The sequence below is a fragment of the Cumulibacter soli genome, from assembly GCF_004382795.1.
Taxonomy (GTDB): Bacteria; Actinomycetota; Actinomycetes; order Mycobacteriales; family Antricoccaceae; genus Cumulibacter; species Cumulibacter soli.
Window position 1 is genome coordinate 365,029 of record NZ_SMSG01000001.1, and the last position, 22,552, is coordinate 387,580.

Genomic DNA, 22,552 nt, shown 5'->3' on the forward strand with positions numbered 1-22,552 from the left:
ACACGCTCCTGTTACGAGGGGATTGTGGTACCGAACACTGTACTTCCGCAGTGTGGTTAACCCTCGCGCAGGCCAGCGCAGACGATTACCGTCAGAGGTATGAGCGACACCGTCGAACAGTCCGAGCACAAACTGAGCGTTTCTGTAGTCACCGACGCCCCGATTCCCGCACTGTTCGACTTCTTGACCGTCCCGGCCAATCACGTGCTCATCGACGGTTCTGGCGCTCTGCTCGCGGCCGAAGGCGCCCCGGTACGCGCCGTCGGCGACACGTTCACTATGCAGATGAGCGACCGTGACGGCCAGCATTACACCGTCGAGAACCACGTCGTGGAGTACATGCAGGATCTGCAGCTCGCGTGGCGTCCGACGAAACCGGCCACGCCTCCTGTCGGTGTGCGTTGGGACTGGCAATTCGACGTCGGCCCGAAGGGTGAGACCGTGGTGACTCAGACCTGCGACTGGTCCCAGGTCACTGATGCCGGCTACCTCGAGCACAACCGACTCCCCCGGGTCACCAGCGACGAGATGCGCCAGACGATCCGCCGCCTGATCGACCAGGTCAGTTCGTATTCCTAGGTGACGCGAATTCTCTACTACCTAGTCCCGAAGAGCGGGGCGCCGCGATACATGAATAAAGAACAAGCATGCGGCTGCACAGCCGGTCAGCACGATCGTGACGATCAGCGCCACTTCGTACGAAGCGCCGTCGATGATGGCCCCGATCATGGTTGGGCCGATTAATCCACCGATACCGGCAGACGTATACAGCAACCCGAGCGTCTGTCCGAGGCCTTTGGTCCCGAAAATGGTCGCGGCGACCGCGGGCATCAACGCGATGTATCCGCCGTAGCCGATGCCCATCACAATCGTGAACACGACCAGTACGGCGAAACTTCCGGACGAGAACAGCCACAGGAAGTAACTGAGAGTCATCAACACGAAACTGCCACGCAGCAACCGGATCGGTTCGAAGCGCCCGCCGAGACTGCCGATACCAAGTCTGCCGATGACGCTCGCGGCGCCGACCAGCCCGACCAGCAGCGCCGCGGAACTGTCCGAGATGTCGTAGCCGACCGCGTAGTTCTTCAGGAAGGCGAACGAGATCAGGATCGTACTGCCGATCAGCACGCCGTTGAGATACAGCAGCACGAACGACCGATGGCGCAGCAGGTACCCCAGAGACGGCCGGGGTTCGACCTGCTGGCTGACCGGTGGGCGCTGCGCGATCGCCGCCGCGATCAGCATCGTGATCGCACCACCGATACCAAGGATGACGAACGCCTGTCGCCACCCATACGCGTTGATCAGCGCCTGGGAGACCGGCGCCATGACCAGCGTGCCCATCCCGATACCACTGACCGCGACGCCGAGCGCCGTCGTCCGCTTCTTGTCGAACCAGCCGCCGACAAACGCGACCATCGGCACGTAGGCGCACGCCACTGCGATACCCAGTCCTGCGCCGTACGTGACGTAGCCGAGTTCAATCGAGTCCACGCGAGAGGTCAGGATGATTCCGGCACCGAGGGTGACCGCGGCCGTGACCAGTAACGGTTTCGGTCCGAGACGATCACCGATACGACCGGTAACGACACCCAGACAGAAGTAGATCGCGCTGGTGATCGCGAGCATGAAAGCGGTCGCGGCTCGGCCCACGTTGAACTCGGCAGCCATCGAATCAAAGAAGGCGCCGAAGCTGTAGACCAGGCCAAAGCCAGTGAACGTGCTGATGAAGGTGGCCACGACGACCAACCAGCCGCGACCCGAATCGACGGCGTACCGCGGGCCAGTGCGCGCGTCGGTAGCCGCTAGGTCGGTCATGTGCCCGATCATTGCAGACGCCCCGGACTACTGCGACACTGCGCCGTACGAACGTTGGCCTCCGCGTCACTTCTACCGTCCGTCACTTGTGCGCGGATCAGTCAACTCTCGCGTGGCTACCCGCTCATGTCTCCAGGGCTGTTTGGGTCTCGTCTGCGTGTTGGTTATGGCCTCGCGCGGCCCACCGTATTCGCGCCCGGGCCCGCAAGTCCGCTTGGCGAAGTCGACGGGAGAACGCTGAACCGACGACGAGCGCCGCCCCGACGATCACGATGAACCAGCCCACCAGATGCAGCGCCGAGTCGCCGTCCCCGCTTGTACCCGTGAGTTCGATGACGACCGAGGCGAGATTCGCTCCGACGTACTGCACGGTTCGGTACATCCCGATGGCCGGCCCGATCTGCGACACCGTCGTCACCGCGTTGACCGCGTTCTGATTACCGATGTTGTTGAACCCGTTCGGTATGCCGAAGACGCACGCGACCAGCAACAGCACCGGAATGCTGGTGGACGCCGACTCGACGAACACGATCAACAGACCGCTGACGATCAGCATGCCGCTGCCGACCAGCAGGGTCCACCGGATACCGCGGGTGGCCACCGTCCTGGTCGCGACGAGGGTGGAGACAATGCCGATGACGGCGATCGGCAACATCACCAACCCGGCGACCGATGCGTCCAGACCTCGCGATGCCTGCAACCACTGCGGGATCCCGAAAAATATGCAGTAGAACGCGGCGTACGTCGCGGTGGTGCGCACCAGGGTGAGCATCAGCGAGCGATTGCCCGCGAGCGCGCGGACGTCGACGAACGGCTCGTCTTGGCGGCGCTCCCACCACACGAAGAATGCGGTCACCGCGGCGAACACCGGGATCAGCCACCACAGCGGATCATCCACTAATGACAGCAGCACGAACATCATCGTGGCGATCACGGCGGTGAAGGACACCAAGCCGATCGGGTCCAGCACCCGGATCAGTTCCCGGCCGTGCACCCGCAGCGGCGGGTCTTTCGGCACGATCTTCAACACCCATACCGTGGACATCAGCACCAGCGGGAGGTTGATCCACATGATCGCCTGCCAGCCGAACAGCGAGACCAGTAAGCCTCCGAGGGTCGGCCCGAACGCGACGGTCGACTGCGCGCACATCGACATCACCGCGATTGCGGAGTTCGTGGAGGCGCCGGTTTTCGCCACGATGGTGCGGATGATCGTCATCGCGGTCGGGTACTGGCTGGCGGTCCCGATACCTTGCAGCACGCGAGCGGCAATCAACCAGCCGAGGCTCGAGGCGAATGCGCCCAACAGTGAACCGGCGGCGATGACGGCCAGCCCGCCGAGGTAGACGCGGCGTGCACCGAGGACCGTCCCCAGCCTGCCCGCACTGGGCGCGGACACCGCGGTTGCGATATATAAGGCGGAAATGATCCATGCGATACCGTCCGCCGAGCCCAGGTGGAGCGCGATCGGCACCACCGCGACCGCGATCATGGAGGAGTTCAGCGGTTGCAGCATGTTGCCGGTGCCGAGCCCGATCGAGATGGGCAGGGGCACTCGCTTGGCGCTCACCGGTCCCCGGGCGTTTGCCGTGGCGCGTCGGCCAGCTCCCCCATGATCCGGCCCGCGACGAAGAGGATGTCGCGCTCGTGCGCGGTGCACTCGGTGTGAATGAGTTCGGTGAGCAGTCCGGCTCGACGTTCACGATCGTCGGCGAGCAATCGTTGGCCAGCGTCGGTGATCTCGATGAGGTATGCGCGCGCGTCGTGTGGATCGGGGGTGCGGGTCACGAGTCCGGCGTCCTGCAATATCGCGATCGTGCGAGCGATGGACTGCGGGGTCACCTGCTCGTGGTGCGCGAGTCGAGTGGCTGACATCGCGCCGTGCCGGCGCAGGTGGCCGAGGGCTTGCAGCTGAGACGGCGTAATGAGGTGATCGGCACGTTCGCTGCGCAACCGGCGCCAGAACGCGGTGACGTTATCGCGCAGTTCGATCACGCGCTCGAGGTCCGGCGGAGGCGTATCAGGCACCTTAAGTCGCCCCCCAAATTTACGCAACAATACTGGCTATTTCCCTAGCGCTGTTCACCATACGCTCTGGATTCGTTCCGATGAGCGGTGGATCTAGTCAGCCAACCTGACCAATTCACGTATCGATCTGGACCCGGTTCCAGCCACGCAGGCTGTTCACATGCCACACCTCATCGCACGTCTGAAGTTCCGCGACGGAGATGACCTGTTCACGTACGCCGTCCGCGAGGGCAATCGCGCGACCGACGCCGGGCAGCAGTCCACACCCCAGCGGCGGGGTCAGCAGGTCAGCGCCACGGCGTACGACGATATTGCCGAACAGGAACTCCGTGACTTCGTCGCGTTCGTTCACCAACAAGGTGGTGTCGACTCCCGCAATGCGGCGCGAGTCGTAAATCCCGCGATCGGTCAGTTTGTGTCGCAGGCGTACGTCGTCGCTGCGTACCCGGTCGGCGCAGATCCGGGCGGTCATCACCTTTTGCGGCTCGGGCATGAACGAATGGGCCTCGACCCGCACGCCTCCCGCTCGACTAAGCAGCAGCCGCGCGCGCCAGCTACCGCTCGGGTGCTGCGCCGCACACTCGTCGAGCGCACGGCGCACCATCACCTCGTCGTAGATATATCCCAACTGGATGGACGATGCCGTTAATCGCCCTAGATGCCGATCAACGTGCGCGAACTCGCCGTCGTGCAGCAGCATCGTCTCGAGCAGATCCGGTCCGGGAAGCGTGAGGGCGATGCGCGCCTTGGTCAGTAACTCGTCGTACTCCTCGGCGGGGTCCGAGGCGGCCGTGATACCGCCGCCGACGCTGTATCGCAGCGTGCCGCCCGGGTGTAGTTCAGCGGTGCGGATCGCGACGCTGAATCGCGTATCGCCGCCGGGGGCAAGGATTCCGATTGCGCCGCAATACACTCCACGCGGACGGGATTCTTCCTCGGCGATGATGCGCATGGTGGACGCCTTCGGCGCTCCGGTCACCGACCCGCATGGGAACAGCGCGGCGAAGATGTCGACGAGATCGACCCCTGGGGCCTCGGCGGTGATCGTCGAGGTGAGGGCATGAAAACTCGGGTACGTCTCCAACCTCACCAATTCGGTGACGCGTACCGTGCCAGGCGAAGCTATGCGGCCGAGATCGTTACGCAGTAGATCCACGATCATCGTGTTCTCCGCGCGGTTCTTCGCCGACGTCAGCAGCCAGCGACGATTCGCATCGTCACTATCGCTCGTGCTTCCGCGCGCGATGGTGCCCTTCATCGGACGCATGGTGAGCTGCGAGCCACGACGGGAGAAGAACAGTTCGGGCGAGACGCTGAGTACTGACGTGCCGCCGACATCGAGAAACGCGGCGTACGAGGTGGGTTGCCGTCCATACAGTTCAGCGAACACGTCACGCGCGCTACTCGAGGTGTGCGCCTGCAACTCGACGGTGTGGTTGACCTGGAAAGTGTTGCCGTCGACGATCTCACCGTGGATCCGCGCGAGCGACTCGTAGTAGTCGCTGCGCGGCGGGATCGTCCAGGCCCCGGTCTGCACTGGTGCACCGCTTGGCGCTACGGCGGGTTCAGCGACGTCGTACACCGCAAAGTGCGCTAGTGGAAGTTCCCCGGCGCCATGCGCCACCCGGGAACGATCGAACGCTGGCGCCGCCTCGTAGGCGACGTACCCCACACACCACTTACCCGCCTTGGCGTACTGCTCAGCGGCGCGCAGGACTCGCGGTACGTCGGTGAGGTCGCTCGCCTGGAGGATCCGCTGCGGATCGCGGAATTGCTGCCATACCGGGGAATCGTCATCTCGCCAGAGGCAGGTGAGTGCCGTGATGTCACCGGAGGCCCCGGCGCCGCCGAGCGCGGTCATCCTGTGATCGGTTCTCTCGACCTAGAGGTCGACAACCTCGAACTCGAGGAGGCTGGCGCCTGAAGCGACCGGCTGCTGGCCCTCCTTTAGACCGTGAGCCGCCGGAGCACGATCCTCGCGCCACGACTGAAACGAGGCTTCATCCGCCCACTGCGTAACGACGAAGTAGCGATCCTCCCCCGCGGTCGGCCGCAGCAACTGGAATCCTTCGAAACCTGGCGACGAATCGACCGCGTGCTTACGCGCGGCGAAACGCTTCTCGAGTTCAGGGCCCGCGCCCTCAGGGACCTGGATGGCATTGATCTTCACAACTGACATGCCTTCAGCCTAAGTCGCCGCCATCGAACAGGCGGCCGCGGGCAGGAGGGGCTTAGTGCGGACAGTCACGCTCCGATGCCTCGAAAGCATCGCCAGATCGGGTCTAGGGTCGACTGCGTTCCACGCACCCTTCGACCGACGGGATACGGCATGCGTCAGCCCGGCTCGCACGTAACACGATCTGCCGCGACCGTCGCGACGCTCGCGACTGCCGTAGCCGGCGTCGGAATGGCGCTACAAAGCACGGCGAACGGCGAACTCGGCAGCATCCTCGGGCACGGCCTCATCGCCGCTACGTACTCGTTCGGATCGGGCCTGATCGTGCTGATCGTCGCATCCATACTCACCCCGAAGGCACGCCGCGGGATCGGCAGCGCCATTAGCTACGTGCGCTCGGGCGAGTTCCCGTGGTGGATGACCCTCGGCGGACTCGGAGGCGCGATGATCGTGCTGTCCCAATCCGTGACGGTCCCGTTGATGGGTGTCGCTGTGTTCACCATGGCGTTCGTGTCTGGTCAGCTCACCGGCGCGCTGGTCGTGGACAACACGCACCTGCCACCGGGCGGGCGCAAGCCACCGACGCTCTGGCGGATCGTCGGCACTCTGGTCGTCATCGCGGGCGTTACGCTGTCCGCGGTCGACGTACTCGGCAAGGGAATCCCGCTGTGGGCGCCAATCTTGCCGTTCGTCACGGGCGGGCTGACCGCACTGCAGCAGGCATTCAACGGACGACTACGGATCAAGTCCTCCTCGGCGATCGCGGCGACGACCATCAACTTCTTCGTCGGTACGGTGTTCCTTGCACTGTGCACAGTCGTGCTCTTTGGCACTGGATTCCGAATCCACGACACACCTCAACTGCCCGGCCAATGGTGGGTGCTCATCGGCGGACTGCTCGGGATCGTGTTCATCGGCGTCACGACGGTCACGGTCGCGCGGTTGGGAGTGCTGCTGCTGAGTCTCGTATCACTATTCGGCAACCTACTGGGCTCCCTGATCATCGACCTCACGTTCCATTCTGCCGAGGCAGAGGTTGGCCCGACGACATTCATCTCGATGGCCATCGTCCTCGTCGGACTGCTGCTCACGACCATTCCCAGTCGAAAGATCGGTCCGCCCGTCGAAGCCGACACACCCGAGCGGGTTGGCCCTCCCTAGCGATCGCCGAGCCGCGACGTCACGCTCGCAGCATCCTCACGATTCCAACGATCAAAACGATCCCCATCGCGATGAGGCCCGCCACCACCACGACACCGCCGCTCCCGGACTCCAGGATCGCCAGCACGGCCCCCAGATATAGCAGCCATACCGCGCCGTTCGTCCACGCCAGCATGCGCTCGCCCTCGCGGTAGAGCCGCTGCGAGTTCGCTTCCGTCACGCGAACCGGGTAATTGAACGATGCGGGTTTCCCGGATAGCCATGCCAGTAGAGCGACCACTGCGGTCAGGATTGCCGCGAGCAGGATCACCGTCCATCGCGGGCCGTAGGCGTCCGCCTCCCCGCCTAACCCAAAGTGTGTCGGCACGCGCTGAGGCATAGACGGATAACGCACCAACACGAACACGGTCAGTATCGCGGTGGCGACGATCGTGGTCCATCGCAACAGCACGACAACCTGGCCCGTTTGGTAGGTCCGCACCGGGCGTGCACGCGCGGCCATCAGCATTCCCTCCCGCTCAGATCGAACTACGACTGCAACGGGGCACATCGTACGAGGTCGACCTCAGTGCCGCGAGGACTCGCGGATCACGACCAACAGGCACCCCAGGCAGATCAGCGAAACAGCAATCAGCGAAGGGCCGTACGAGACGAGCGGCAACAGCGCCGCGAGCGCCGCCGGCAACAGAAATCCGGTGTAGGTCAGCGAGTAGTACACCCCAGTCAGCCCCGCTAGGTCCTGCGGCGTCGCGATCGCCTGCACGTGGATCAGACCCGCGACCAGACAGATGCCGTACGCCGCTCCGAGGGCGATCGCGACAAACACAGCGATCACTGGATTAGCCAGTTCGGCGGCGATCACCGCTAGCGCCAGACCCGCCGCCATCGCCGCGAGACCCACGACGAGCGCGCGTCCACCGGTACGACGGTTGATCGCCGATACCGCGTTCTGCGCGAGCGCTCCCGTCCCGAGCGTCAGCACGGTCAACGCTGTTGCGTACAGGGTCGCCTGATCGCCGAGTCCGGACTGCACCACGGCCGGCATGATCGCGTACGCAACCCCGGCTGCGCCGAATACCCACGGCGCCGCCGGTAGCACCAACCGAGTGAATCGTCGGTGCCCGGTCGAGGGAATTCGCAGGTCCTGCCACCATGATTTGTCGGTACGTGATGCCACGGGCAATGACTCGGGCGCCCGCGCCAAGACCGCGAGGGCGACAACACTCAGCGCGATATGCACCGCGTACGGCGTCACCTGGGGTGCCGGCCCCCACTGCGCCAGCAATCCCGTCACCAACGCACCCAGCGCGAAACCGCCAGTCAACGCCAGAGACGGCCGCCGCGCTCCCGCGCTGCCGCTCGAATGTTCGTCGTACGGCGGCGAAGAGAGTTCCTTGATCCAACTGGTGCCCACGGACATCGCCACACCGACGCCGATTCCAGCGAAGGCGCGCCCCACGCACAGTAGCCAGTAACTGTCGAATCCGGCGCCAAGCAGCACTGAACCGCCGATCGCCAGCAGCGTCCCACCGAACAACACCGGCTTACGGCCATGTCGATCAGAGATCGCCGAGGCGATCAGCAACCCCGGGACGAGGCCGGCGACATACGTGCCTAGCAGCAGATTTGCTTGCCACGACGCGTATCCACCGCGCACTTCGTACATGTGCAGCAGTGGAGTGAAGTGGTTACCGCCCCACGCGAGCAGAAAAACGGCCAGCGCAACCCGCTTCCAACCCGCACCACCGGCACGGGTTGGATCGACGGCAGGCGCTTGGAGTAGCGCAGCGCTCAACGGGCAGCTCCGCGCGGACCGAAGTGCACATCGTTGATATGGCTGCGAACGAGGGAGCCGAACTTCGTCGCGTCACCGGCACTGGCGAGGTCGACCAGTTGCTCATGCTCCGCGAAAATCTTCTCGAGCGAGCCCACCTGGTCCAGGATCGCCTGATAGGTCAATCGTGCCAGACGCGGGCCGAGTCCGGCCAACACTTCGTCGACGATGCTGTTTCCGCCGCCGCGGATGATCCGGGCGTGCATGGCGTAATCCGTGCTCGCAAACTGCAAGATGTCGCGCTCTGCCAACGCATTGCGCTGCATCTCGACGATCGCACGCAGGTCCTCTGCCAAGGTCGCGGTGTCCTGGCCAATCGTCGCGATCGCGTTGGTCTCGAACAGAGCCCGAACCGCGAGCAAGTCACGGCGCTGCTCACTGGTCACCGAGGTGATGATGGCGCCCTTCTTAGGCACCAACCGCACCAATTGCCAACTCTCCAACTGCAGCATGGCCTCGCGAGCCGGAGTCCGACTCACGCCCAGCGAGTCCGCTAGAGCGCCCTCACTCAAGAGGTCTCCCGCCTCAAAACGCCGTTCGACGATCTGCCGTGCCGTGAACGCCGCCATGCGCATGGCAATGGTGCAACTGTCGTCCAAACGTTCCCACGGAAGTGTCAGCAGATCGACCATGTTGTCGATCGTACGCCTCATGCATCTATGCTTGCATCTATCCTTGCGGAAGGAATCGCCACAGGACAGATCGCGTGTGCGCCATCTCGTACCCGCAACGGCGTGATCCGCCGGGAGAGTTAAGTAGCGTCTACCTCTTGCGACCGCGCGGACGACGGCAACCCGAATCATCACCACGAAAGGATCCATCCGCGGATGAGCACTAGGGACACCCTGCGACTACGGAGCGTCGACTTCGTCCGCGCCGGCCGACAGATCCTCACCGATATCAACCTCACTGTTCGCGCGGGCGAACATTGGGCCCTGATCGGTCCGAACGGCGCAGGGAAGAGCACCATCCTGAGCATGTGCGGCGCGCAGCAGCACCCCACTCGCGGCACCGTGCATGTGCTGGGTCATCAGTTGGGCCGCGTGGAGATCCGCAAATTACGTGAGTCGATCGGCCACGTGAACCCGCGGCATCCGCTGCGCACGGCGCTGAGTGTCCGGCAGGCCGTACTCACCGGAGCGACCGGTACGACCGAACTGATGGCGCGGTGGAATCCCGATAAAGATCTACTCGCCCGCGCCGACGAACTCATCACCACACTGGGCCTGGACGCACTCGATGGCGCGACCTGGCCGACCATGTCTCAAGGCGAACGCGGCCGCACGCTGATCGCCAGAGCATTGATTACCGATCCGCAGTTGTTACTGCTGGATGAGCCGTCGACCGGGCTGGATGTGGCTGCCCGTGAACAGCTCTTGGAAACCGTCGATCGGCTACACCACTCCAAACCCGAGCTCGCGACGATCCTGGTGACCCACCACTTGGAGGAACTACCGGAGACCACCACACACGCGATGCTGATCAAGCACGGCACCGTCCTCGCGGCCGGACGTGCCGAGGATGTGTTGACCACCGAACTCGTGACCGAGAGTTTCCAGCACCCGATCCAGATCGAACACCAGGACGGTCGTTGGCTGGCGCGGGCCCGTCGCACGTCTGTCATGGCGTAGTCGCACGCCAGCGACGTCGATGCAAACCGGCTACGCCCCCGACACAAGGAACCACAATCCCGCTACGGCGCTGCGCCGGCGACTACGACGGCCGATGAGTCGCCGCGGGCACGTCCAGGGACACCACGGCACCGCAGCGAGGGCGATCAGCGGTGACGGCATCCGAGAACAACCGCGCAATTAGTTACCGTAGGCTTGCCTAAGCATTACGGGGCGGGCGGGGATGAGCTCGCCGCCGAGAGAGGCGGCTCGATGGCCAAGCGCGGGCTACAGGGCGCGATGATGCGCAGTTTCGGCGCACACGATCACGAAGCGACCGTGACGAGTACCGAACTGCTTGCACCGGATTTCTTACGCATTCGGATGCACTCCCCGACGCTCCTGCAAGAGGCCGAGGTCGCGCCCACCGCCTGGCTACGATTCTGGTTTCCCGACCCGGACGGCGGCGAGACCGAGTACCAGCGCGCCTACACACTCTCCGAGGTCGACCTTGGGTCCGGGACCTTCGCCGTGGACGTCGTCCTGCACGAGCCCGCCGGGCCCGCCTCCGCATGGGCGCGGCGCGCGGACGTGGGCAGCACGATCGCCGCGACGTCGCTCGGGTCGTCCCGATTCGATCTCCCGGACGAGTTCCCAGCGGGGTACCTCATCGTTGGTGACTCCGCCTCAATTCCTGGCATCAATGGAATCCTGCGCACGGTCCCACACCATGTGTCGATTGAGGTTTATCTCGAGCAGCATTCCAAGAACGACCTACTCATCCCACTCGTGGAGCATCCCCGAGCCGCCGTGCACTGGATCCCGCGACACGGGGAGTCCTCCCTTGCCGCGGCGATCGAAGCGCGTGACTGGAGCGATTGGTACGCGTGGGCCGCGACCGAATCCGGCTCCCTGAAGGCATTACGCACCCGTCTGCGCGATGAGTTCGGATTCCCCAAGTCCGAGATTCATGCGCAGGCCTATTGGTTCTACGGTCGAGCATTCGGCAAGAACAGGTCGAAAGCCGACCCGGAGCCCGACGTCACGCCGCAGTCCCCGGCACCGGATTCGAGCACCGACGGGCCGACACCCCCCGACGTCACTGCGAAAAGTCCCGCGGCCGCACCGACCGGCGCATGGCGCGCGCAGGCGGGCAGTCGACTTCTCGCGTCGATGCGCCCAACCTTCATCATTGCCGGCATCGCGCAGGCACTCATCACGCTGCTGCAGCTCGCACCGTACGTGCTACTGGTCGAACTGGCTCGGCTGCTGACCGCCGGCGCACCATCCGGCGACCTCTGGCAGGTCGGGATCTGGGCGGTCGCGTTGATGGGCGCGGGCGTCCTGCTATCGACAGCATTGCTGTTGTGGATGCATTACATCGACGCCCGGTTCTCGCACGCGTTACGCAAACGCCTGCTACGTAAGCTGTCGCGGGTTCCGTTGGGGTGGTTTGATGCCCGCGGCTCCGGCGCAGTGAAACAGCTCATCCAAGGCGACACGCTTTCGCTGCACTACCTGATCACTCACGCCGTCCCGGACGCCGTTGCGGCCACCGTCGCACCGATCGCCGTACTCACCTACCTCTTCGTCGTCGACTGGCGTCTCGCCCTGGTGCTGTTCCTGCCCGTGTTGGCATACATCGTGGCGATGTGGATCATGCTGGTGCGCTCCGGGACCAAGCCGGCGCAGGCGATGCGATGGGCGGAACGGATGAATACCGAGGCAGGGGCATACATCGAAGGTCAGCCGGTTGTCCGGGTCTTCGGTGGTGCTGCCTCGTCCACCTTCCGCGCAAAACTCGGTGAGTACATCGACTTCCTGGACAAATGGCAGCGCCCGCTCAACGGGCAGAAGACATTCATCGATCTCGTCACCCGACCCGCCACCTTCCTGGTGCTGATCTGCATCTTTGGCACCCTGATCATCACCTCCGGCGGGATGCTCCCCGTCGATCTGCTGCCCTTCTTGCTCCTGGGAACGACCTTCGGCTCGCGGCTCATGGGGATCGGGTACGGCCTCGGCGGCCTGCGCGACGGATTGATGGCAGCCCGCAGGATTCAGGTCGAACTCGACGAGCGGGAACTCGATACCACCGAGATGCAGAGCGCAGCCACGCTCGACGGGCTCGTCGAGTTCGACAACGTCGGTTTCTCCTACCGCGACGGCGTTCGCGTACTGCAGGACGTCAGCATGCGGCTCAAACCGGGAACCATGACCGCGCTCGTCGGGCCGTCCGGCTCGGGCAAATCCACCCTCGCCGCGCTGCTCGCGCGATTCCACGATGTCGACGACGGCGCGATCCGGATCGGCGGAAGGGACCTGCGCGAGCTCGAGCCGGACGAGCTTTACGCCCGGGTGGGCTTCGTATTCCAACAGACCCAACTCGTGCAGGGGACGGTACGCGACAACCTCGCGCTGGCCGCACCTGACGCCACCAGAGAACAAATCGAGAGCGCGGCTCGAGCAGCTCAGATTCACGACCGAATTCTCGAACTGCCGAATGGGTACGACACGGTGCTGGGACCGGACGCCGCCCTCTCCGGCGGCGAACGCCAACGCCTCACGATCGCCCGCGCGATCCTCGCCGACACACCGATCCTGGTGCTCGATGAGGCAACCGCCTTCGCCGATCCGGAGGCGGAATTCTTGGTACAGCAGGCATTAACTGCGTTGACGCGCGGGCGAACCGTCTTGGTGATCGCGCATCGATTGCACACCGTCACCGGCGCAGACCAGATCATCGTGCTCGACGATGGACGCGTCCAGGAGCGCGGCACCCACCAAGAACTGCTCGACTCGGGTGGGCGATATAGCCAGTTGTGGAACGCCACGAGTGCGGAGGTGTACCGATGATTCGCGCCCTACTGTCACTGCTGGCACCGGACGTACGGCGGCTGGTCGCGCGATATCAGATTCTCGCCGTGATCGGGTTAGTGCTGCGCGCGGCCGGCGCCGTCCTGCTCGTACCGCTCATCGGCGCCCTGTTCGGTGCCGACCCCTCCGATACTTGGGGCTGGGTCGGCGTACTCACCCTGGTCACCATTACCGGTTGGATCGTAGATTCCGCGGTTGCGCGCCTCGGCTTCGAAATCGGCTTTGGATTACTGGACACCGGGCAGCGCACGGTCGCCGATCAGGTCGCGGCAATCCGCCGAACCTGGTTCACCGCAGAACACACCGCCACCACGCGCCAAGCCATCGCAGCGACTGGGCCAGATCTGGTCGGCCTGGTGATCTATCTGATCACGCCACTACTTGGTGCAACGCTATTGCCGATCGCCATCGGTGCCGCACTACTGTTTATCGCCTGGCCACTCGGGTTGGTCGCACTGCTCGGTGTGCCGGTCCTGCTGGGCGCGTTCTGGGCCGCGAACCGGCTCGGCCGCAACGCCGATCAGGCGGCTAGCGCGGCAAACACCGAGTTGACCGAGCGAGTCGTCGAGTTCGCCCGGACTCAGCAAGCACTACGCGCGGCACGGCGGGTCGAACCCGCGCGAAGTCATGCCGGAGCCGCCTTGCACGCACAGCACTCGGCAGCACGACGGCTACTGCTGATGCAGATCCCTGGCCAGATAGTCTTCGCGGTCGCCAGCCAGCTAGCGCTGATCGCGTTGGCCGCTACAACGGTGGTGCTGACGACCCGCGGCGATGTGACTGTCGCCGAAGCGATCGCGCTGATCGTCGTCATCGTGCGCTACCTCGAGCCGTTCACCGTGCTCGCTGAGTTGTCGCCCGGGATCGAGACCACCCTCACGACGATGCGGCGGATCATTGAGGTTCTACGTGCTCCGCTGGCGCCAACCGGCTCTCACAATCTGACCACGAACGGCGCGCCACGGGTCCAGTTACGCGAGGTTCAGTTCAGCTACTCCCCCGATTCCCCGCCGGTGCTCAGCGAGTTCGACCTGACATTCGAGCCCGGAACGACCACCGCGATCGTCGGCCCGTCAGGATCAGGCAAGAGCACCGTGCTCGCGCTGCTCGCGGGACTGCAGCATCCGAACGACGGGCAGGTGCTCATCGATGGAGCGGACGCCGCCACGCTCAGCGCCGACGCTCGCCGCGAACTGATCAGCGTCGTCTTCCAGGACCCGTATCTGTTTGACGGCACGATCAGCCAGAACGTACTGGTCGGAGCCCCCGACGCATCACCGGACGCCGTCGCAGCCGCCGGAGAACTCGCCCGGTTGACGCCGGTGATCGCTAGCCTGCCCGACGGATGGGACAGTCGCGTCGGCGAGGCAGGGACGTCGCTATCTGGGGGCGAACGTCAGCGTGTGTCGATCGCCCGCGCGCTGCTCAAAGGAGCACCGTTGTTGCTGGTCGATGAAGCAACCAGCGCGCTGGACAACGAGAACGAGGCCGCGGTGGCTGCCGCGTTGTCCGACGACCCGACCCCGCGTACGCGGGTGATTGTCGCGCACCGACTCAGCAGCATCCGCGCGGCAGATCGCGTGGTGTTCCTGGAAGCCGGTCGCGTCGTCGAGGACGGCACGATCAGCGAATTACTCGACGCTGGTGGCCGGTTCGCCGATTTCTGGACCCAACAGAATGCGGCTTCTCAGTGGCGGCTATCGAGCACGGGTTCCGCCGACGCCAAGCAGTCTCCTGTCCTTCATGAAGGCGAGAGTGCCAACGCCGTTCGTCAGTCCTAGATCGCTGCTGGGCCAAGCCCGCTAACGAGTTCCGCGGCAGGGGCGAGCGGTCACCCGCCGCGAACGAGCGGTTCCGGTCAGTGGAACTCACGGTGCTCAAAAATGGAAGCTCCCTGGTTACGATTCGGCTCACCGAACGAATGAGGGAGCCATGTCGCTCAACAGAACTGCCTTGAAGCCGTCCGACGAGCCGCCATCGATCTTGACGAAAGCATTCGACCTGCTGCGGACATTCGACACCAACACCCGCGTGCTGACACTGAGCGAACTGTCGAGAGCCTCCGGGCCGCCCAAATCAACCGCGCACCGAGCGGTCAGGTCAGGGCGGCCGAAGCCGGCCGGCGGGGTAGCGTCGGACACGTCGAGGTCTTTCGGATGGATGGCGTAGGAACCTCCGTCGTCGGGAGACCTCGACGTCTATCTGCGGACCGACGCGCCCGGCCGACCTACACCGTCATCTGAGAGGAGGAGGGCGCGGTGAGCTAAAGGAATGGAGCTTGCTCGGCTTCGACGCCGCCCCAAGCTCCGGTGAAACGGTCGGTACTGGTCGGTCGTCGTCGGTCACCACCGGATGGCGGCGTCCCCCACGCTCGGCGTTTACGCAGGGCAGGGGCGGTTCGGTTCTGGTGGTCGCGCGATGCGCTGGCCTCACGGCCCTGCCCGACGCCGACGTCGCTCTACTCTGCGACGGACCCCTCGCCGGCTGAGCGCTCGCGGCCGGCATCCTGTCCGTGTGCCGATAGGCCTCGCACCGCTCGGCAACGCAGCGTGGCGTTGCGTGGCGACCTGGCGACGGCTCGGCGGGGCGCGATCGTCGCGTGCATTGGCGGACTACGGGAGCTTGGACGCGAGGACGTCGGCCGCCAGGATCTCGGGTGCTGCGCCGAGGAGGTGCTGGTTGGCCATCAGGGCTGCGACGATGGCGCCGTTGGCGTGGGCGTCGCGAGCGGCCTCGTCGGGGAATGCATCGAAGATCCAGAAGGTGTCGGCGTGGGTCCTGACCGCGAACCAGACAATCGTTCCTACTTCTTCGTTGGCGAGCGCGACAGCGCCGGCGAGCAGATCGGCGAGCGCGTCGTGCTGTCCATCGGCCGCGACGATCTTGGCGACGAAGGCATACGGAAGTGATGCGGGTGTGGACATGAGGGGTTCTCCTAGGTGTCGAGGTTTCTTGGTGAAGCGAGTTCAGCGTATGACGAGCAAGGGCATGTGAGAAGTGGCGTATACGGCAGTATTGCTATTGTTCGCGCCATGCGTATCGGACTGATCGCGATCGACGGCTGCTTCGGTTCGGCTGTCGCGTCGATCATCGACATCGTGCGGGTGGCCGACGGAGCCCGCGGCGATGTCGACCCGCGGATCGACCCGATCGAACTCGCCATCCTCGGACCGAAACGGAGAGTGACCACGACGACATCGATGACCCTGTCGGTGGACCACCCGCTGTCGGAGTCCGCAGAGTTCGACGTGGTCGTCGTCCCTGCGCTTGGAACCCTCACGGCCGCCGCTACCAACGACGCCCTCCAGAGCCGAGATGCTCGTTCGATCATCGCCTCGCTCGGGCGCCTCGACGACGCGACCACCCGGATCGCCGCGGCGTGCACCGGCGTGTTCGCTGTCGCCGAGACCGGACGGATGCACCATCGGCGGGCGACGACCAGCTGGTTCCTGGGGCCGGAGTTCCTGAAGCGCTATCCGACCGTCGCCCTCGATCTCGACACCATGGTCGTGGTCGACGGGAACCTCGTCACCGCCGGCGCCGCGTTCGCCCACATCGACCTCGCGCTCTCACTCGTGCGATCGATCAGCCCCGACCTGGCCCAACATGTCGCCAAGCTCCTCATCATCGACGAGCGTCCGTCGCAGGCGGCCTTCGTCGCCTATGAACATCTCCGGCACGAGGACCCGATCGTCGTCGAGTTCGAACGCTTCGTGCGCGCCCGCCTGGACGAACCGTTCAACGTCGCCTTCGTCGCGCAGTCGCTCGGCACCAGCCGGCGCACCCTCGAACGACGAGTCCGTGCGGCGCTCAACCTCACTCCGCTCGGCTTCGTCCAACGGCTTCGCATCGAACGAGCTCGGCACCTCTCAGCAACCACGGACCTCACCTCCGCCGAGATCGCGCTACGGGTCGGCTACGCGAACGCCGAGACTCTGCGCTCCCTCCTGCGTAGGGAGCGACGCCGTTCCTGACCTATCGACGTGCCTGTAGCCGGTGTCCTAGTGCTCGACTGGAACCACCTCTCAGCATGTCGCGTCGACGCTCCTGCGTCGCCCCTGGACGACCACTCGACACGCCCGCAGCACAGGCCATGTGACGTGTCCCGGCTTCCCGGACGGTCGGGGTTGGGTGGCTGTGATGTCGCTGCGTTCTCGTCGAGGGGGTCAGCAGACTCGATCAGGGTCGATTGGGATGAGACGCGAAGGCGGTCAGGTCAGGGCGGCCGAAGCCGGCCGGCGGGGTAGCGTCGGTCACGTCGAGGTCTTTCGGATGAATGGCGTAGGAACCTCCATCGTCGGGAGACCTCGACGTCTACCTGGACCGACGCGCCCGGCCGACCTACACCCTCATCTGGGAAGAACCGCCAAACCGCCGGCCTCCGCGATCGATTGTCGCTACCCGATCCTGGGAGCACGAGCTATCAACGAGGGTTCAACAATCCCGCCCGACCGAAGGACCCTGAACATATTCCTCACCGACGCAGACCGGCATAACTTGTCCCCTAGCGCCGACTCGCATGTCACCTGCCACCTGCGAGCAGGCGACATACGAGTCCCGGATTAATCCTGGCCGACCGTAACTCCCCGCAACCCGACGCCGCCGCCGGATCCGCGATAAACGTTCGAAACGTCCGGCTGGACACCGATGCCCAGTTGAACCATGCAGATCGGAATGATGTTCGGCGGTGCGCCGACCCACGCGTTCATCATTTGGTCGTACGCGTCAGAGCGGATGTCGGGGTCGATCGACGCCGCGCCCACCTCGGCAGTGTTGGTCGGAGTCGCGTCGCCGCACCTCGCCATGAGCAGCATTGCGATCATTGTGCTGCTTAAGATTCCAGTACTCTTACGCATTTTGGCTCCCGCGATATTGTGGATAGATTCGAAGAGTGTCGCCATGTCGACTGCACCCCGATCGCTGGCGGCATTGGCAGGGATCTGGCCCTCGATTCCCTGAGCCGCCTCCAGGAAAGCTGCCAGTTACCGAGACCGTCGCGGTTCGACTTTTCGGAGACGGTGACCTTCTGGAGATGGTGGGCGTATGCGTCGACTGTCGCTGGCCAAACGTTAAACGTCTGCCGAGTGCCAGGGAGGGAGAGTTCCGCGGGATGGAACGCCCGCGAGGTCGCGACGTCGGCCGCGACCATTCATGAAATCGGTTGGGGTGGTGCCCAGGCTGAGCGAGCGGGGCCCTATCTATCGGCGAGGTGTCGATCGATCGTTGAACTGTCGGGGGGGGCTCGCAATGGTCGCGGACGAAGGCCACTACCTAAACGCCTGGGATGGCCCATTCCTTGACAGGCCGGGTTATTTTCCGGTGGTCGAATCTCGCCCGGACTGGATATCAACCCGCTGGCCTCTGCAACGAAAGCCCGAATCGCCCCGCCTCGTCGGCCAGGTCGAACTCAACCGCGGTGATGGTGTCCAGTTCTTCGAAGGGCCCAGGTCGACTGATATCTCACCGAAGGCCTAGGTGCTTGCAGCGACCTCGAGTTGTTCCGCACCAGAACTGGGCGGGTACGCACGATCCGGCCGCGCCCACCCCTGTGTCGCGCGCCGGTCCGATGAGATGCAATCCCGTTGTGGGGCTAGTGCTGCATGAGCGGTGCGTCGTCCTCCTGGTCTTCGGGCTTCTGGATGAAGAACGCCAGCGCGACCGGTATCAGCGCAATGCAGCCGGCTATCAAGAATGCCGAGTTCGCACCGGGTTCGCCAGCGGCGGGAGTCGAAAGTCCATCCGCCTCGCCGGCGTGCAGGAACGAGGAGTAGACGGTAATCAGTAGCGCCGTACCCGCCGCACCAGCGACCTGCTGCAGCGTGTTCAACGCGGCCGCACCGTGCGAGTACAAGTGTCGTTCCAGCGATCCCAATGATGCCGAGAACAGCGGCGTGAACGATCCCGCGAGCCCGAGCGAGAGCACCATCTGAACGATGATCAGGAACCAGGTCGGCGTGTCAGCCCCGACTTGCGAGTAGGTGAACAACGCCGTGGCGATCATGATCGTGCCCGGAATCAACAGGGTCCGCGGACCGCGCGCGTCGTAGATGCGGCCCATGACTGGCCCCATCAGACCCATCAGGATCGACCCTGGCAGCAGCACCAGTCCAGACTGCGTCGCACCGAGTTCGGCGACGTCCTGCAGGAACAGCGGCAACAACGACAGCGTGCCGAACATCGACAGCGCAACGACCGCCATGATGACGACCGCCAGCACGTAGTTACGTGAGGCGAACACGCGCAGGTCCAGCAGCGCGTCCTTCTTTTTCTGCAACGCAATCTGACGGACGACGAATGCCGCGAGGAAGAACGCGCCGCCCGCGATGACCATCCATGGGAGCGCACCGGCGCTGCCGCCAGATCCGCCCTCACCACCGAACTGGCTCAGTCCAAACACGATGCCACCGAAGGCGAGCGCCGACAGGGCGATCGAGGGGTAATCGATTGGGGCGTCAGTGGTCTCGCCGAGGTTGGTCATCCACTTTGCGCCGAGTGCCATCGCCACCAGCGCGATCGGCAAGATGATGCCGAACAGCCAACGCCAGTTCAACGAGTCCAGGACGACGCCCGACAGCGTGGGTCCTATTGCGGGAGCAAGGCTGATCACGAGCCCAACGCGGCCCATCATCCGACCACGCGAGCGCGCCGGCACGACATTCATGATCGTGGTCATCAGCAGCGGCATCATGATGCCGGTGCCGCCAGCTTGGACTATGCGGCCGACAAGCAGGATGAAGAATCCGGGCGCAACAAGGCAGATCAGCGTGCCGAGGGCGAACGCCGAGATGGCCGCCAGGAAGACCTGCCGCGTAGTGAACCGCTGAAGCAGGAAGCCGGTCGTCGGGATAACGACGGCCATAGTGAGCATGAAGGCGCTGGTCAGCCACTGGCCTTGCTCCGGTGGGATCCCGAGCGTGGCGTTGAGTTCCGGGATGGCGATCGCCATCGTGGTTTCGTTGAGGATCGCGACGAATGCCGCGACCAACAACAGCCAGATGACCCGCATGCCGACGGGGTCGATGGACTCGTTCCGTACCGTGCGCGCGCTGGCGCTGGCGGTTTCCGTTGTCAAGGTGAACGTGCTCCGTACCGAGATATCGAGTCGGCCTCGGGCCAGGGCGGGCGAAGGCCCCCGCAGGCAGACGACTTTATTCAACGTCGTGTGTCTGCGGTTAATTCCCGATCAGACGGATTTTTCTACCCCGAGTAGATCCGACCGATGCCTCATGCGAGAACCCCATCGCCCAGGACCTGGCCCTCGGCGCACCCGGGCAGTACTGCAAAGACCGCCGAACCTACCGGTGTCGTCCATTCATTCAGCAGGTCCGATTCGGCCAAGCGCTGCTGCACCGGAATGAACTGCGCTGCCAGGTTGGCCTGGTATGACAGAAAAATGAGCCCCATATCGGTCGACTCCGCGCTTGAATCGTCGTAGTTATACGGTCGCCGAAGCAGTTGCTGCTGTGGGGTGTCGGCACGTGCGAGTCGAATGTGGGCACCTTCGCGAATCACCGGCAACCCGAATTTGTTCGTTGCCCCCAGGTCGGCGATGTCGTGCTCATGTTCGCCGGTCAGCGGTGCACCGGTGTCCAGACGGCGCCCCACAACCTCGTCCATCGCAGAGCGGTCCAACGTGTCCCAGGTGTCCATCTCCATCCGGATTCGGCGTACGACGAGAGTGGTTCCGCCGGCCCACGGCCCTTCGTTGATCCACACGGAAGCGTCGAAGTCGTCGGACTCAGCGGCCGGATTCACCGTGCCGTCCTTCTGTCCGAACAAGTTGCGGGGCGTGTCGGTCGGCGCTGCGTCATGGAAGCCGCGCTGAACCCATCGAATGCTGGCGAAGCTTCTCAGGTCCTTCGTTAACATCCGCAATGAGTGCGACACGGTCAGCGGATCGTCGCTAGTAATCACCAGGACCAGGTCGCCGTCGCAGTACGCCGGGTTGAGCTGATCGATCGGCTCGAATGGCTCAAGCGCGGTGAACCCGGCCGGAGCGGGGATGCCATAGCGTTTCAGTAACCCGGGTCCTAACCCGACGGTCACGCTCAATCCCGCCGGACTTGCGGCGAGCATGGGTGCGGTGTCACCGAGCGCCGGCGCGCCCTGCGTGATGCGCGAAAGGTCGTCGGTCACGATGCCCATCGCGGCGCCGAAGCGGGAGAGGTCGATATCACTCAGCACGTCGTAGGCCGCGACCGCGCAATGTGCCGGCGGTCGGGTTGCAATCCCGCCTTGGTGCGGCCCGTAGAACGGTCGCGTCTTGGCCGCGACGGTAGGGCCCGCGCTCGTCGAGGACGCGCCGGGACTTGTCGCCCGGCCGATCCCGAAACCTGCACCCCCGGCGACGACCGCGGTTCCACCCAGCACCGCGCCAAGGAAACCGCGCCGTCCTAACTGTGGATCCTGATCAGCCATCGGCGTTGCTATTGCCATGGTCGGCGCCGTGGTCACCGCCAGCATCATGGCCGCCGTCATACTCTTCGTTCGCGCCAGCAAAGTCCTTCGCGATCACATCGAAGGTGACCTCGCTGTCGTCGTCCAGGGTGAGCGTGACGGCGTAGGTCTCACCGACGACGACATCGTCGCTCAAGCCCATGATCATGATGTGGAAGCCGCCAGGCTCGAGTTCGAGTGATCCGCCGGCCGGAATGGTGAGACCACCCTGCGCCTCTTGCATTACCATCTCGCCGTTTTGCTCGATCATCTCGTGCAACTCGGTCTCATCGGACATATCCGTGCTGGCCGATTTCACGTGCACGTCAGCGTCGGAGTCGTTCTGCAGGACCACGAACGCGGCCGTCATCATCTCCTCCGGCGCGGCCGCCTTCACCCACCCGTCTGTCGCAGTAATTGCCGCCGCTTGTGACTCATCGACGGATTCGGTACCGGCTGTCGTCGACTCAGATCCTGACGAGTCGCCCTCCTCGCCGGCGGAACAACCTGATACCAGCAAGACGAATACGGACGCGACTGCAGCAATACGTATAGATTTCATCAGAGCCCTTCAACTCGATAACGACTTCAAAGCCGATAGTCGTGTTC

Annotated in this window: 20 protein-coding genes; 7 read left to right on the top strand and 13 right to left on the bottom strand. The window is 64.4% G+C overall.

The window, feature by feature from the left end; genetic code table 11:
- Positions 1-99 precede the first annotated feature (99 nt).
- Entirely contained in the window at positions 100-579 is a 480-nt protein-coding gene (locus E1H16_RS01810; RefSeq protein ID WP_134321973.1) for an SRPBCC family protein, read from the top strand.
- 21 nt (positions 580-600) lie between these two features.
- On the opposite strand, the gene E1H16_RS01815 is transcribed toward E1H16_RS01810, so the two are convergent.
- The 5 genes from E1H16_RS01815 to E1H16_RS01835 form a co-directional block, all read right to left on the bottom strand.
- Complete coding sequence (locus E1H16_RS01815) at positions 601-1,821, bottom strand: MFS transporter (protein ID WP_166741579.1); 1,221 nt, start codon at positions 1,819-1,821, stop codon at positions 601-603.
- 124 nt (positions 1,822-1,945) lie between these two features.
- Positions 1,946-3,391, bottom strand: a complete 1,446-nt coding sequence (locus tag E1H16_RS01820) for an MFS transporter (RefSeq protein ID WP_208378795.1) — start codon at positions 3,389-3,391, stop codon at positions 1,946-1,948.
- Positions 3,388-3,849 (bottom strand): MarR family winged helix-turn-helix transcriptional regulator, encoded by a 462-nt coding sequence (locus E1H16_RS01825; RefSeq protein ID WP_134321975.1) that lies wholly within the window; start codon positions 3,847-3,849, stop codon positions 3,388-3,390. The genes E1H16_RS01820 and E1H16_RS01825 overlap by 4 nt, the downstream gene beginning before the upstream one ends.
- A 115-nt stretch (positions 3,850-3,964) precedes the next feature.
- Positions 3,965-5,710, bottom strand: a complete 1,746-nt coding sequence (locus E1H16_RS01830; RefSeq protein WP_134321976.1) for a chorismate-binding protein — start codon at positions 5,708-5,710, stop codon at positions 3,965-3,967.
- A 21-nt stretch (positions 5,711-5,731) separates the two neighbouring features.
- Positions 5,732-6,028, bottom strand: a complete 297-nt coding sequence (locus E1H16_RS01835) for an antibiotic biosynthesis monooxygenase family protein (protein ID WP_134321977.1) — start codon at positions 6,026-6,028, stop codon at positions 5,732-5,734.
- Between the two features lie 150 nt (positions 6,029-6,178).
- Here E1H16_RS01835 and E1H16_RS01840 point away from each other — a divergent pair, with 150 nt between their 5' ends.
- The gene (locus tag E1H16_RS01840) at positions 6,179-7,186 is read left to right on the top strand and encodes a DMT family transporter (protein ID WP_134321978.1); all 1,008 of its coding nucleotides are present in this window, start codon (positions 6,179-6,181) and stop codon (positions 7,184-7,186) included.
- A 19-nt stretch (positions 7,187-7,205) separates the two neighbouring features.
- Here E1H16_RS01840 and E1H16_RS01845 read toward each other — a convergent pair whose 3' ends face one another.
- The 3 genes from E1H16_RS01845 to E1H16_RS01855 form a co-directional block, all read right to left on the bottom strand.
- Entirely contained in the window at positions 7,206-7,688 is a 483-nt protein-coding gene (locus E1H16_RS01845; RefSeq protein WP_166741580.1) for a DUF1648 domain-containing protein, read from the bottom strand.
- A gap of 63 nt (positions 7,689-7,751) precedes the next feature.
- Positions 7,752-8,981, bottom strand: coding sequence for an MFS transporter (locus E1H16_RS01850; protein ID WP_134321980.1), 1,230 nt, complete (start codon positions 8,979-8,981; stop codon positions 7,752-7,754).
- A complete protein-coding gene (locus tag E1H16_RS01855; protein ID WP_166741581.1) occupies positions 8,978-9,673 on the bottom strand; it encodes a GntR family transcriptional regulator in 696 nt (231 codons plus the stop codon). Before E1H16_RS01855 ends, E1H16_RS01850 begins: the two co-directional genes overlap by 4 nt.
- A gap of 174 nt (positions 9,674-9,847) precedes the next feature.
- Here E1H16_RS01855 and E1H16_RS01860 point away from each other — a divergent pair, with 174 nt between their 5' ends.
- The 4 genes from E1H16_RS01860 (at position 9,848) to E1H16_RS19005 (ending at position 15,676) form a co-directional block, all read left to right on the top strand.
- Positions 9,848-10,651, top strand: coding sequence for an ABC transporter ATP-binding protein (locus E1H16_RS01860; RefSeq protein ID WP_134321982.1), 804 nt, complete (start codon positions 9,848-9,850; stop codon positions 10,649-10,651).
- Between the two features lie 195 nt (positions 10,652-10,846).
- The gene (locus E1H16_RS01865) at positions 10,847-13,486 is read left to right on the top strand and encodes an ABC transporter ATP-binding protein/permease (RefSeq protein ID WP_279586351.1); all 2,640 of its coding nucleotides are present in this window, start codon (positions 10,847-10,849) and stop codon (positions 13,484-13,486) included.
- Positions 13,483-15,288 (top strand): ABC transporter ATP-binding protein, encoded by a 1,806-nt coding sequence (locus E1H16_RS01870; RefSeq protein ID WP_134321983.1) that lies wholly within the window; start codon positions 13,483-13,485, stop codon positions 15,286-15,288. The genes E1H16_RS01865 and E1H16_RS01870 overlap by 4 nt, the downstream gene beginning before the upstream one ends.
- 151 nt (positions 15,289-15,439) lie before the next feature.
- A complete protein-coding gene (locus E1H16_RS19005; RefSeq protein ID WP_134321984.1) occupies positions 15,440-15,676 on the top strand; it encodes a helix-turn-helix domain-containing protein in 237 nt (78 codons plus the stop codon).
- 443 nt (positions 15,677-16,119) lie between these two features.
- Here E1H16_RS19005 and E1H16_RS01880 read toward each other — a convergent pair whose 3' ends face one another.
- The gene (locus E1H16_RS01880; RefSeq protein ID WP_003941073.1) at positions 16,120-16,431 is read right to left on the bottom strand and encodes a putative quinol monooxygenase; all 312 of its coding nucleotides are present in this window, start codon (positions 16,429-16,431) and stop codon (positions 16,120-16,122) included.
- Between the two features lie 108 nt (positions 16,432-16,539).
- Here E1H16_RS01880 and E1H16_RS01885 point away from each other — a divergent pair, with 108 nt between their 5' ends.
- Positions 16,540-17,481: a GlxA family transcriptional regulator gene (locus tag E1H16_RS01885; protein ID WP_134321985.1), complete on the top strand. Its 942-nt coding sequence runs from the start codon at positions 16,540-16,542 to the stop codon at positions 17,479-17,481.
- A gap of 588 nt (positions 17,482-18,069) precedes the next feature.
- Here the strand turns inward: E1H16_RS01885 and E1H16_RS01895 are convergent.
- The 4 genes from E1H16_RS01895 to E1H16_RS01915 all read right to left on the bottom strand — a co-directional run bounded on the left by E1H16_RS01895 (position 18,070) and on the right by E1H16_RS01915 (position 22,505).
- On the bottom strand, positions 18,070-18,321 hold the full coding sequence (locus E1H16_RS01895) for a hypothetical protein (RefSeq protein ID WP_134321987.1): 252 nt from the start codon (positions 18,319-18,321) through the stop codon (positions 18,070-18,072).
- A gap of 776 nt (positions 18,322-19,097) precedes the next feature.
- Complete coding sequence (locus tag E1H16_RS01900) at positions 19,098-20,579, bottom strand: MDR family MFS transporter (RefSeq protein WP_208378796.1); 1,482 nt, start codon at positions 20,577-20,579, stop codon at positions 19,098-19,100.
- 152 nt (positions 20,580-20,731) lie between these two features.
- Positions 20,732-21,943, bottom strand: a complete 1,212-nt coding sequence (locus E1H16_RS01910; RefSeq protein ID WP_208378797.1) for a Dyp-type peroxidase — start codon at positions 21,941-21,943, stop codon at positions 20,732-20,734.
- Positions 21,918-22,505, bottom strand: a complete 588-nt coding sequence (locus tag E1H16_RS01915) for a copper chaperone PCu(A)C (protein ID WP_134321988.1) — start codon at positions 22,503-22,505, stop codon at positions 21,918-21,920. The genes E1H16_RS01910 and E1H16_RS01915 overlap by 26 nt, the downstream gene beginning before the upstream one ends.
- Between the last annotated feature and the right edge of the window lie 47 nt (positions 22,506-22,552).